This is a genomic window from Endozoicomonas sp., assembly GCF_051008435.1.
Lineage (GTDB): Bacteria > Pseudomonadota > Gammaproteobacteria > Pseudomonadales > Endozoicomonadaceae > Endozoicomonas_A.
The window spans coordinates 1-11822 of record NZ_JBPCXO010000329.1; the positions used below are offsets into that span (position 1 = coordinate 1).

Annotated in this window: 11 protein-coding genes; 7 read left to right on the top strand and 4 right to left on the bottom strand. The window is 44.0% G+C overall.

Going from position 1 to position 11822, the window contains the following annotated elements; all coding sequences use genetic code 11:
- The first annotated feature begins 322 nt into the window (after nt 1-322).
- The 5 genes from cysN (at nt 323) to ACR2PX_RS16620 (ending at nt 6368) form a co-directional block, all read left to right on the top strand.
- Nucleotides 323-1744, top strand: a complete 1422-nt coding sequence (gene cysN, locus ACR2PX_RS16600; protein WP_434000472.1) for a sulfate adenylyltransferase subunit CysN — start codon at nt 323-325, stop codon at nt 1742-1744.
- Between the two features lie 105 nt (nt 1745-1849).
- On the top strand, nt 1850-3571 hold the full coding sequence (locus tag ACR2PX_RS16605; protein ID WP_434000473.1) for an SLC13 family permease: 1722 nt from the start codon (nt 1850-1852) through the stop codon (nt 3569-3571).
- Between the two features lie 109 nt (nt 3572-3680).
- Nucleotides 3681-4301, top strand: a complete 621-nt coding sequence (cysC, locus tag ACR2PX_RS16610) for an adenylyl-sulfate kinase (RefSeq protein WP_434000474.1) — start codon at nt 3681-3683, stop codon at nt 4299-4301.
- 177 nt (nt 4302-4478) lie between these two features.
- On the top strand, nt 4479-5261 hold the full coding sequence (gene cysQ, locus ACR2PX_RS16615; RefSeq protein WP_434000475.1) for a 3'(2'),5'-bisphosphate nucleotidase CysQ: 783 nt from the start codon (nt 4479-4481) through the stop codon (nt 5259-5261).
- An 81-nt stretch (nt 5262-5342) separates the two neighbouring features.
- On the top strand, nt 5343-6368 hold the full coding sequence (locus tag ACR2PX_RS16620; RefSeq protein ID WP_434000476.1) for a hypothetical protein: 1026 nt from the start codon (nt 5343-5345) through the stop codon (nt 6366-6368).
- Between the two features lie 58 nt (nt 6369-6426).
- Here the strand turns inward: ACR2PX_RS16620 and ACR2PX_RS16625 are convergent, their stop codons facing one another.
- The gene (locus ACR2PX_RS16625; RefSeq protein ID WP_434000477.1) at nt 6427-6606 is read right to left on the bottom strand and encodes a type II toxin-antitoxin system RelE/ParE family toxin; all 180 of its coding nucleotides are present in this window, start codon (nt 6604-6606) and stop codon (nt 6427-6429) included.
- A 149-nt stretch (nt 6607-6755) separates the two neighbouring features.
- Complete coding sequence (locus ACR2PX_RS16630; protein ID WP_434000478.1) at nt 6756-6971, bottom strand: hypothetical protein; 216 nt, start codon at nt 6969-6971, stop codon at nt 6756-6758.
- A 286-nt stretch (nt 6972-7257) separates the two neighbouring features.
- Here ACR2PX_RS16630 and ACR2PX_RS16635 point away from each other — a divergent pair, with 286 nt between their 5' ends.
- Nucleotides 7258-9309: a capsular polysaccharide biosynthesis protein gene (locus tag ACR2PX_RS16635; protein WP_434000479.1), complete on the top strand. Its 2052-nt coding sequence runs from the start codon at nt 7258-7260 to the stop codon at nt 9307-9309.
- Nucleotides 9310-9323: 14 nt separating this feature from the next.
- On the opposite strand, the gene ACR2PX_RS16640 is transcribed toward ACR2PX_RS16635, so the two are convergent.
- A complete protein-coding gene (locus tag ACR2PX_RS16640; RefSeq protein WP_434000480.1) occupies nt 9324-9746 on the bottom strand; it encodes a type II toxin-antitoxin system VapC family toxin in 423 nt (140 codons plus the stop codon).
- The gene (locus tag ACR2PX_RS16645; RefSeq protein WP_434000481.1) at nt 9743-9985 is read right to left on the bottom strand and encodes a DUF6364 family protein; all 243 of its coding nucleotides are present in this window, start codon (nt 9983-9985) and stop codon (nt 9743-9745) included. Before ACR2PX_RS16645 ends, ACR2PX_RS16640 begins: the two co-directional genes overlap by 4 nt.
- A gap of 378 nt (nt 9986-10363) precedes the next feature.
- Between ACR2PX_RS16645 and ACR2PX_RS16650 the strand changes: the two genes are divergently transcribed.
- A complete protein-coding gene (locus tag ACR2PX_RS16650) occupies nt 10364-11653 on the top strand; it encodes a capsule biosynthesis protein (protein WP_434000482.1) in 1290 nt (429 codons plus the stop codon).
- The last annotated feature ends 169 nt before the right edge of the window (nt 11654-11822 follow it).

Below are 11822 nucleotides of genomic sequence, written 5' to 3' on the forward strand. Positions count from 1 at the left end.
ATTTGTCGCTCTAAGGGATTTTGCGAAGGAGTGCCGTACCGGGGAGTACGGTCGACTGAGTAAAACTCCCTTAGAGCGGCAAAGGGCAAGTGAGAACGGGAGCATGTTTATGAAATATCCGGGCTAAACACTGGCTTAATGAAACCCGTGTTATTTCATCCATGCTATTGAACTTATCCCACCGTATCAGAGAGAATTCGAAAGCCTGAAAAGTTGTAATCAGGTAAGTCTGTTCGGTTAAAGAGATCCGTTCTCTCACTCTTTAACCTTATAGCCTTACAGCTTTATAGCTTTACAACTTTTTTCGCTTTCTGCGAAAAATATGAACCAATCCGAATTAATTGAAAAAGACATCCTGGGCTATCTCAAGCAGCATGAATCCAAAGATATGTTGCGCTTCCTGACCTGTGGTAACGTTGACGACGGTAAATCGACTTTGATTGGTCGTTTGTTGCACGATTCCAAAATGATTTTTGAAGACCAATTGGGTGCCATCAAAAACGATTCCAAGAAGTTTAATACCACTGACGAAGAGTTTGACCTGGCTTTGCTGGTTGATGGTCTGCAGTCAGAGCGTGAGCAAGGCATTACGATTGATGTAGCTTACCGTTACTTTTCTACTGAAAAGCGCAAGTTTATTATTGCCGATTGCCCTGGGCATGAGCAGTACACTCGTAACATGGCTACCGGTGCTTCTAATTGCGATCTGGCCATTATTCTGATCGATGCCCGCTACGGTGTTCAAACCCAGACCCGTCGTCACAGCTTTATTACCAGCCTGCTGGGTATCAAGCACGTTATTGTTGCCGTCAACAAAATGGATCTGGTTGATTATTCTCAGGAACGTTTCCGTGAAATCAAGGCTGAATACAAGTCTTTTGCTGACCAGCTGAATCTGTCAGATATTCGCTTCGTTCCTATTTCAGCCTTGCGTGGTGATAACGTTGTTGAATCCGGCGACAATATGTCCTGGTACCCGGGAGCAACCTTGATGAAACTACTGGAAACTGTGACTGTTTCTGATGATCTGAATACGACTGACTTTCGTATGCCCATTCAGTACGTTAATCGACCCAATCTGGACTTCCGTGGTTTCTGTGGCACAGTAGCCGCTGGCACAATTCAGAAAGGCGACGCTATCACTGCCCTGCCTTCTGGTAAACAAAGTACCGTTCAGTCTATTCATACCCCACAAGGGGAAGTGACTGAGGCCTTTGTAGGTCAGGCTATCACCCTCACTCTGGATGACGAAATTGACGTTTCCCGAGGAGACATGCTGGTTCACAGCGATCACCTGCCTCAGGTGAGCGATGCGGTTGAAGCCCATATTGTCTGGATGAGTGATCAAGCCATGGTTCCTGGTCGGGAATACGCGCTGAAGTTCGCAACCAAAAATACCTATGGCCGTATCAGTAACATTAAACACCGCGTTGATGTTAATACCCTTGAGCAAGAAGAAGCTCACCAGCTGGCATTGAACGAAATAGCCCTTTGCCGTGTTGAAGCCAATGACCCTATTGTCTTTGACCAATACGATAACATTCGTGGCACCGGCAACTTTATCGTGATTGACCGTATGACCAATGTCACTGTAGGGGCAGGTATGATCACGGGTAAAGCGAATGAGTCCAGCTTTGAACAGAGGGAAATGACCCCAGAGCGCATGAAAGAATTTGAAGTCAAAATGAATGCACTGGTTCGTGAGTACTTTCCTCACTGGGAAGCGGTAAAGGTAGAACTGTAAGGCTGTAAGGCTGTAAGGCTGTAAGGCTGTAAGGCTGTAAGGCTGTAAGGCAATTATAGCTGTGACTTTATCGCTTTAAAGCTTTATAGCCTTCCGCAAAAAATTATGCCATCCATTGTACTCTTAATTCTGGCGTTGCTTGTCACTGCCCTGGTGTTTAACAAGTTACGACCTGCTGTAGCCTTTGTTTCCGCCGTGGGATTTTTCATTGCTTTAGGCTATATCAGTCTGGAAAGTGCCCTTAACAAAGCCGTTAATCCAGCTCTGATCACATTGGTTTTACTGATACTGGTCTCACTGGCTTTAGAAAAGACACCCTTTGTTACCGGGCTGGGTGATAAGCTTTTTAAATCCGGATATCGTCGCTCAATTGTTAAGCTGTTCGTTCTTGTCAGCAGTACTTCAGCTCTGATCAACAATACGGCAGTAGTAGCTTCACTACTGAGCACGGTTCGTAAAAATAAGCATTACTCTGCTTCCAGAGTCTTACTACCACTTTCGTATGCATCGATATTTGGTGGTGGTCTTACTCTGATTGGCTCCAGTACCAATATGATTGTTAACTCTCTGGCGATTCAGGAAGGTATCGGGTCTTTGGGATTCTTTACTTTTACCAAGCTAGGATTGGTGATGGCATTACTGGGCTGCCTGGTCATTGCCCTGTTAGGTAAAAGAGTCTTACCTGACAGACCAACTGATGCCGTAGATATTAAGCACTATTTCATTGAGGCCAGAGTTACGGATCAATCTCCCCTGGTGGGCAAAAGCATTTCGGAAAATGGCCTGAGACACTTGGGTAGTCTCTTTCTGGCTGAGCTAATCCGTGAAGGTGAGTTGATCAGTCCTGTTTCTCCAAGAGAGAAACTTCACCCGGGTGACGTATTGGTATTTTCGGGTGATATTCGCTCAGTTCATCTTTTGAATCAGTTCAAAGGACTGGTTCTGTTCGATGACTCGAGCGAAAGTCTGACTGATAACCTTTCTGAAGTGTTCATCAGCCATCAGTCATCTTTGCTGGGTAAAACCATTCGTGACGTCAACTTCCGTACTCAGTTTGATGCGGCTGTTGTAGCTGTTCGCAGAGGTGATGAAAGACTGGGAGGCTCATTAGGTGAGATTCGTTTGAGAACTGGTGATAGCCTGATCCTGGCAACAGGTGTTGATTTTCATCAGCATAACAATCTGGATCGAAACTTTTATTTGATCAACGGACTTAAAGCCAAACGTTACTTGTCCAAGAATATCAGTATTCTCGTGATTGCTGGCTTTCTGTTGACGCTCTTAATGTCTCTTTCCGGTTTTATTCCCCTGTCAGAAGGTCTCGCTTTTTTATTAGGCGGCTACCTTATCAGTGGTGTGCTCTCGCTGGATGAAATCCGGAGGCGATTTCCCTTTGAGCTGTTAACGATCGTCACAGCCACTCTGGCTATTGCCGAGGTCATTATCAGTTCCGGGACAGCCAACCTTATAGCGGATAGCCTGGTTACAGTCTCAGAGCATTGGGGGGTCATGGGTGCTCTGGTCGGTGTTTATTTTATGACCCTGTTATTTACAGAGGTCATCAATAACAATGCCGCCGCAGCCCTTGTTTTTCCGATAGCAGTAGAGGTTGCCAGCCGCTGGGATGCACAACCGCTACCCTTTATTATCGCAATCATTTTCGGTGCCAGTGCCAGCTTTGTATCACCTTTTGGATATGCCACCAATTTGATGGTATACAGTGCCGGAAACTATCGGATTAAAGATTATGTACGACTGGGTTTACCGCTTTCTGCTTTATACAGTCTGGTCGTTTTAATACTTATACCTTTGTTTTTCCCCTTTTAATTTGCTTTAAGGCTATAAGGCTATAACGCTGTCTGGTATTGGTTTGTTCTTCATACTTTACAGCCTTAACACTTTACAGCTTTACAGCTCTGTATGAGTTTTTCATTTTATGGAAAATATTGTCTGGCACCCTCATAAGGTGTCTAAAGAAGCACGCTCAAACCTGAAGTCCCAAAAGCCATGCCTTATCTGGTTTACCGGCCTGAGTGGGTCAGGCAAATCCACTGTCGCTAACGCCGTGGACGATCTTCTTCATGAACAGGGTTATCATACTTATGTGCTGGATGGCGATAATGTTCGTCATCGATTGAATAAGGACCTTGGCTTCAGCGATGATGACCGGGTTGAAAACATTCGTCGCATTGGTGAAGTATCCAATCTGTTTGTCGATGCCGGCCTTATTGTCCTGAGTGCCTTTATTTCTCCCTTCACCTCGGACAGAAGAATGGTCAGGGATATGCTTCCGGAAGGTGAGTTCATTGAAGTCTTTGTGAACACCCCACTGGAAGTGTGTGAGCAACGCGACCCTAAAGGCCTTTATCAAAAAGCCAGAGCCGGCGAGATCAAGAATTTTACCGGTATTGATTCTGCCTATGAAGTGCCTGAAAATCCGGAAATTATTATTGATACTGCAGAGCTAAATCTGAAGGAATGCGCTCAACTTGTGCTTGATTATCTGATAGAGAAGAAATTGCTTCAAAAATCAGAGTTAAAAGAAAAAACAGCCTGAAATAGGCTGTAAGGCTGTAAGGCTGTAAGGCTGTAAGGCTGTAAGGCTGTAAGGCTGTAAGGCTGTAAGGCTGTAAGGCTGTAAGGCTGTAAGGCTGTAAGGCTGTAAGGCTGTAAGGCTGTTCAGTATTGAACATCTTAGATTAATGACTAAAGAGTTTTCCCAAGGAAATCGGAAGTGCTGGATAATATTATTGAAATTGCGCGTAAAGCCGGTGATGCCATCATGTCTGTCTATGGGCGTGACTTTGCGACTTATGAAAAGAAAGACGAAAGCCCTCTCACTGAAGCGGATCTTGCAGCTCATGAAGTGATTGTTGCAGGCTTGAGTGAACTGACCTCTGAGTTACCTATTCTTTCTGAAGAGTCAGCCAATATTAGCTGGCAAGAGCGCAGTCAGTGGTCTTCCTACTGGCTGGTCGATCCTTTGGATGGCACCAAGGAATTCATCAAACGTAATGGTGAGTTTACGGTCAATATTGCTCTGATCGTTGATAACAAACCGGCTATGGCTGTTGTCTACGCACCTGTTCTTAAGCTGTTTTACTTTGCTGATGAAAAAGGCGCTTTTAAAATGACAGAGGGAGAATCACCCGTGTCTATCAGAGTGGCGGACCATCAGGAGGGGGAGTTCTGGAATGTTGTCGCCAGTCGTTCTCATATGAGTAAAGAGACCCACAGTTTTATTGAGAAGCTGGGCGATGCAAAAATGGTTTCCATGGGAAGCTCATTAAAATTGTGTCTAGTTGCGGAAGGTAAGGCTCATGTTTATCCACGCTTTGCTTTGACCAGTGAGTGGGATACCGCTGCTGCACAATGCGTTGTTGAAAAAGCAGGCGGAAAAGTACTGACTTCTGATTTTGAGCCGCTTCTTTATAATACCAAGGACGATATTCTTAATCCTTTCTTTATTGTCTGTGGCGGCTCCTACGACAAGATCAAGAAACTGTCCAACGCCTAATTGTGCCGGGGCCTGATTCAAGGCCCCTGCTTTCAATTTATTCGACCTTCCCTGCCTTTTGTTTCTGGCTTGCTAATCTCTATGCTAAAAGCTCTTATAAGAAGCCCAAAACTTTTTACGCCTTCTGTCCAATACACCAATGATTGGAATGGAGAAGTCGTTGTCATTGGCAGATCTATTTCTCCTACGGTTGACTTCTATTTTCGTAACAGAAGTCATCAGGTTCAGAAGTATACAGAGATTGATATAAGCCGGGATGATTGTCTGGAACAGGTATTTGACTCGATCACCGCTGGTTGCCTGATTGTTCTGGTGAGAGATGTTCCCCTTAACATCCTAAGACACCTTGGGGATACAACAGCTATGTGTACCGGCGTCATCTGGTTTATTGATGATGATATTCCTGGTGCATACCTTGATCGAACGCTTCCAAGACCCTATCGTAAGCGCCTGTCTTCCTGGTACAGAAAGGCAAGACCACTGTTAAAAGCTGTATGTGATAAGATCTGGGTATCCACCACTCACCTTGCAGAAAAATACCAGTTACCTGCTGAGGCAGTACTTTCCCCCACTCAGATAGAAAAAGAAAAGCTGCCTTTGGTTCGCTGTTTTTATCACGGTAGCAGTTCCCATCAGGAGGATTGGAAGTTTGTATTAAAGGTTATTCGAAAAGTTCAGTCGCGCAACCTGAATACCTGGTTTGAGCTCATTGGTAACCATTCACTGTACAAAGCGGCAAGAGGCATTCCCCGTGTGCAGATCCTTCACCCTATGCCCTGGCCAGACTATTTAACCATGACCTCTTCCAGAACAATGGACATTGGACTGGCACCTTTAATGAGCAATTCTTTCAACCAGTCCAGATCCCATACCAAAATGCTTGATATCTGTCGTCAGAACGCCGTGGGTATTTACTCTGCACGTTTCCCTCTTTCTGAATTGATAGAAAAGAGTAATGCAGGTCTTATTGTTGATGACGAAGTAGATTCATGGGTGGAGGCTATTGAACAGCTTATGATATTGGATAAAAAGGCTATGCTGTCCAATGCGAACAAGATAATTCAGAATATTGAGTCCTCCAGTCGTGCTTTAAATGAAGCCGTGTAAACATAACTGACTTCAATTATTCATGAGCCGGAAAAGATGCTCTATTCCTAAAGAAAAATTATTGCGTACAACGATCGATAATACTCTGGACTTCATCGGTTTGAATGTCTGTCTGCTCTGTTTTGCTATAGAGTGTTACCAAAATAATAACTTCTTTGGTTTTCAGGTAGTAGATAACTCGATAGCCGCCGCTTTTACCTCGCTTGGCATCGCTATTTCTTACCCTGATTTTATACAAAACAGCACCTGTCACCTGAAGCCTGTCACCCGGCGTTTATCCTGCTGCTAATTTATTGAGTAGCGGCTCCAGGTCTTCTCGAAGGTTGCGATATTTCTTCAGTAACTTAGCCAGTGAGCGCTTGAATTCTGGCGTGTATTGAAGCTTTGTCAATGTTCAAGCCCTTGCCATAAGTTCTCTATAGGCTTGAGATCGTTTCCACTCACTTCTTTCCACCCCTTTTCAAAGGAGTTTTCAGCGCTATCAAATGCAACGCTCTCACGAAAACTATGAACAATAGTCAATAGTGCCGGTAAGTATTCAGGTGGAACTTGCTTTATCTCACTAAGTAGTCTCTTTTGTACATCAGTCTCATTATCTTTCATGACTGGTTAACTCTGGTTAGCTTGCGATTTATTCATTATTGCGGGAGGTACGCTTTAGATCAAGAGGGCTCCGGGGTCAGTTCTTGCATCGTGCATAAACAGCCATGAGCGAAGAAAAGTATTATGCGTCACCCTCGAGTATGGAAAACAGCAAAGCAAAATATTTTTCACGGTAAACAGGTTTTGTCGCTGATTTAGCTGTATTTTCATAGTAAAAAGTAACACACTCGTTTTTCAATCACCTATTTATTAAGTATCAGTGACTTCTTTGCCGTCCCATTTATCAGTGTCCAACCCAGATTTTATCACCCTCTCTCGAGGTATCAGTACTGCCAGAGAGCTAACGGCTCTATTAGAATGTAATGGCATTGAACAGAAAAAGCCGTATTCAAAGATCCATCCATCTCAAGTAGCTCTAGGCTGGGGCAAAAAAGCCAACACTACAAAAGCTGTAGCGTTGGCAAAAAAGCATGGTATTCCCTATTGGTACCTTGAAGATGGCTTTATCAGCTATCTGGGGCACCCAGCTCTGGGCGACAAGCGGTTTTCGTTGATCCTTGATAAACAAGGTATTTACTACGATGCTACCAGCTCTTCAGATATCGAAGAGCTTTTAAATCACCCTGAATGGTTTACCTCTGAGCTAAATGAACGCTCTTCTAATCTTCTGGCTCAGATTACAAAAAACAAAATCAGTAAATACAACCATGAGCCTTTGAGTAGCTGGGAGCCTGAGGCTGAATGCCAGAAACGTATTCTGGTCGTTGACCAGACTTACGGGGATTGCTCGGTCAAATTTGGATTAGCCGACGACGCCAGTTTTGAGAGAATGCTGGATGCCGCTCTTTCAGAGAATCCAGATTCTGAAATCTGGATAAAGGTTCATCCCGATGTTGTTTTAGGTACCAAAAAGGGCTACCTCGGCAGCCGTCTTCCAGACAACCCCAGAGTACGAATTCTTTCCGACAAGGTTAACGCTCAGTCGCTTTTCCCCTTCTTTGAAAAAGTCTATGTCGTCACTTCTCAGCTGGGGTTTGAAGCTCTCTGGCACAATAAAACCGTCGTGTGTTTTGGTGTTCCATTTTACAGTGGCTGGGGATTAACAGATGACAGGGTTCATTGCTCACGGAGAAAACAAACACATACCGTCGAGAGCCTCTTTGCAGCAGCCTGCCTGAAATACACCCGCTATATTGACCCGGAAACTTTTAAACGGTGTGAACTGGAAGATATTCTGGAGCTTATCCCCCTCCAGACAGAGTCACGAAGTCAACCCGTCAAAACGCTCTATGCTGTAGGTTTCAGCTTATGGAAACGAGCATTTCTGAAGTGCTTTACACAAGCTACCTCGGAAAAGGTTCAGTTTGTAAAATCACTGGAACAGGCTGAAGCAAAGGCGATACCAGGAGATGGTATTCTGGTTTGGGGAGCGAAACACCATGACTATAAGCCTGAAACAAACATTAAGCTTTTCAGAGCGGAAGATGCATTCATTCGCTCAGTTGGCCTGGGCGCTGAACTGCGCAGACCCAGCTCTCTTATTTTGGATCAGACCGGTATCTATTTTGATGCCTCCAGACCTTCTGACCTTGAGACAGCAATCAACTCAATTGAGCTCAATGTGGATCAGCTCTCACGAGCCAAGGCTTTACGCAAAACATTAAGAGAGCAGCGGATCAGCAAATACAACCTGCAAGGCTCGGTACAACGTATATTTGAGTCAGCCAGAATGGATCAACGCAAGTTACTGATTACGGGCCAGGTGGACAGCGACGCTTCCATACAATGGGGCAGCCCCGAGCTTAAGTCTAACCTTGAGCTCATCAAAGCGGTAAGAACTTACGCTCCAAACGCTTTCATTGTTTACAAGCCTCATCCTGATGTGCTTTTAGCGGGGAGAGAGGGTCATATACCTGATAATGTTGCCTTAAACTGGGTCGATCATATTGTAACGAATGGTGATATTTTTGATTGCATTGAACAATGCGATGAACTGCACGTTATGACCTCTCTGGCAGGTTTTGAAGCTTTGACACTTGGGAAAGCAGTTCACTGCTGGGGTCAGCCTTTTTATGCCGGTTGGGGGATCACCGTTGACCATTTGAACTGCTCAAGACGCCGTCAAAATAGAACATTGGATGAACTGATCTATTTTGCCCATTGTTACTACCCGACCTACATTAACTGGACTACTCGCAGATATACGACACCAGAGAGAATTATTTCTGCTCTTGCCCAAGAGAAGAGTATACAAACTGAAAGTCGTTATTTATTAAGCCGCTGGCTGAGAAAAAAGCAAAGAAAACTCAGTTATTTATTAGAGGCTTTGATCAATTAGGTGCTGATGTGAGGTTAATGACATTCAATGCTTTCAAGAAATTGCTCTGGTGTCATTACAGGTAAATCCTGACATTTATAATCTTTTATATTTCGAGTCAGCAACAAATCTGCTCCTGCATTTTGCCCAGTGAAGTACTGAATACCATCTTCAAAATCCTTGAAAGTGGAGTTCAATGCTTGCTCCAAACTTGCTTCAGAAGTAGGTAGAACCGTCAAAAGGCTTTTTAGCTTATGAAGTGTATTCCTCGCCTCATCTGATCCATTCAGTTTTCTGAGTATGTAAAAAATATTAGCAAAAACGACTACTGAAGTTGCTCCTTTATAATGCCCTGACTGAATCAGAGAGAAAATTTTTGCACTATTGATGAACCATGGCTCACGCATGGCCATAAGGTCGAGAATAACATCAGCATCCAAAAATAATGTCCTGGTCACTGATATTTCTCCTGTAGGTAGACCTCATAATGATCAAGATCTGCAAGATCTTTTTCTTTTATCACTCCAGAAAGCTCTGCAACAACGCCGTGCAGCTTTATCTCTTCGCTTTCTTCCGATTTAGGGAGAGACTTGAGAAAGTTTTCTACCAGATTGGAAAGACTTTGCTGCTGACTGGCGGCATAAACTTTAGCCTGCTTAACCACTTCAGGATCCACCGTTAAGGTGAGCTTACTCATGGCAACCTCCTATACGTATAGATTTATAAAACTAGTACGTAATATAAAAGAAAGCAACTCTTTCGCGTCAGCTACCTATATGCCTTGAATCTCACGCGCCTCATGAGATCACTATTCATATATTTATCAAACAGTTATCATTGCACTGACTGTTTATATTCTATGCTCACCGACCACCAGAATAAGCTTGTCAACTTAACTTCTTAATGTATAAGTTCCTGCAAACCACCTGAGAAGACACCTTATTTTTTTAGAGCTTCGTGTCCAATCCCAACAACTACATCGAATTATATTTTTACACATAGTTATGCTAAAATCCGCGCACTACACGACTATAGATGAACGACTCAGGTCAGGCACAGGGACCGGGCTTAGACGATGACTGAATCTGCTGTACTTTTTCTGCAGGGTCCATTGGGACCATTTTTCAAGCAGCTGGCACGTACTTTTTCCAAAGCCGGTTACACGACCCATAAAATTAATTTTAATGGGGGAGATCGGCTTTTTTCCTGGGCCAATATTCAAACTGATTACACCGGTAAGCCCGCCGACTGGGCTGCTTTTCTTAAACAGTACCTCATTGAACACCGCATCGAAGCCGTCTTCCTACTCGGTGACTGTCGTTATTATCACAGAACCGCAAAACCCGTTTGTAACTCTTTAGGGGTCAAGTTTTGTGTGTTTGAGGAAGGCTATTTAAGGCCCAACACGATTACCCTTGAACCCGATGGTGTTAATTCATTGAGCCAGATGAATCTGTGTCGTGAAAGCCTGGAAAACATCACCCCATGCTCGGCTAAATCCAGCCAGACCATTGGCGGTACCATGAAAAAAAGAACTTTATATGCTGCCTTTTATTATTGGGCCAACTTTTTTTCAAGAGATAAATTTTCTGAATACCGCCATCATAGAGCCGCCCATCCGGTCAAAGAAGGTTTTTACTGGTTGAGAGGATTTGCCAGAAAGTGGCTTTTTAAAAGCTACGATAAGCAAACTCAATATCGCCTGGATAATGAGTTTGACCAGCGATTCTATCTGGTCCCACTGCAAGTCCATGATGATTCCCAGATGATTTTCCACTCACCTTATGAGTCGGTAAAAGCATTTATTCAGGAGGTCATGGTTTCTTTTTGGAAGCATGCTGATTCAGACAAAGTACTGTGCCTGAAGCATCACCCTATGGACAGGGGGTACACCGATTACGGCAAGTTTATAGAAGAGTTAGCAACCAATCTGGGTATCCAGGACAGAGTTCTCTATTGTCATGACATCCCATTACCCGATCTATATCACCATACTTGCGGTGTAGTCACAGTCAATAGCACAGTGGGAATCTCTGCTCTGCTGCATCACTTGCCCACCAAAGTCATGGGGCGGGCTTTTTATGATATTGAAGGCATTACCCATCAGGAGTCACTGGAGTCTTTCTGGAAGAACCCTCAACCCGTTGATCGCACTCTTTTTAAACAGCTCCACTCATTTCTGTTTCAGAAAACCCAGATCAATGGCAGTTTTTTCAAATACTATAACCTCACTTGTAAAAACAGCCTGGATTTTTACGAAGCCTTCCTGAAACCGATTTCATCAATTCCATCAACAGATCAAGAACCCACCCTCTTATCTGAGCAAGATGACTCACTTCCCTCCCCTTATAGCAGTGCTGCATAAAACAGCACTGCTTCTGCTGCCAATACAGTCACATTAATTTCATTACCGCTACTAAAAACCTGCGACAATCAGTGATTCTCTGGGTTTATCTACACCGTCAACACGGCTGCATACCGGAGTATGTCTTACGCCACTCTTGTGTAGGGTTTAAGGTCGAGCTGTAACGTGT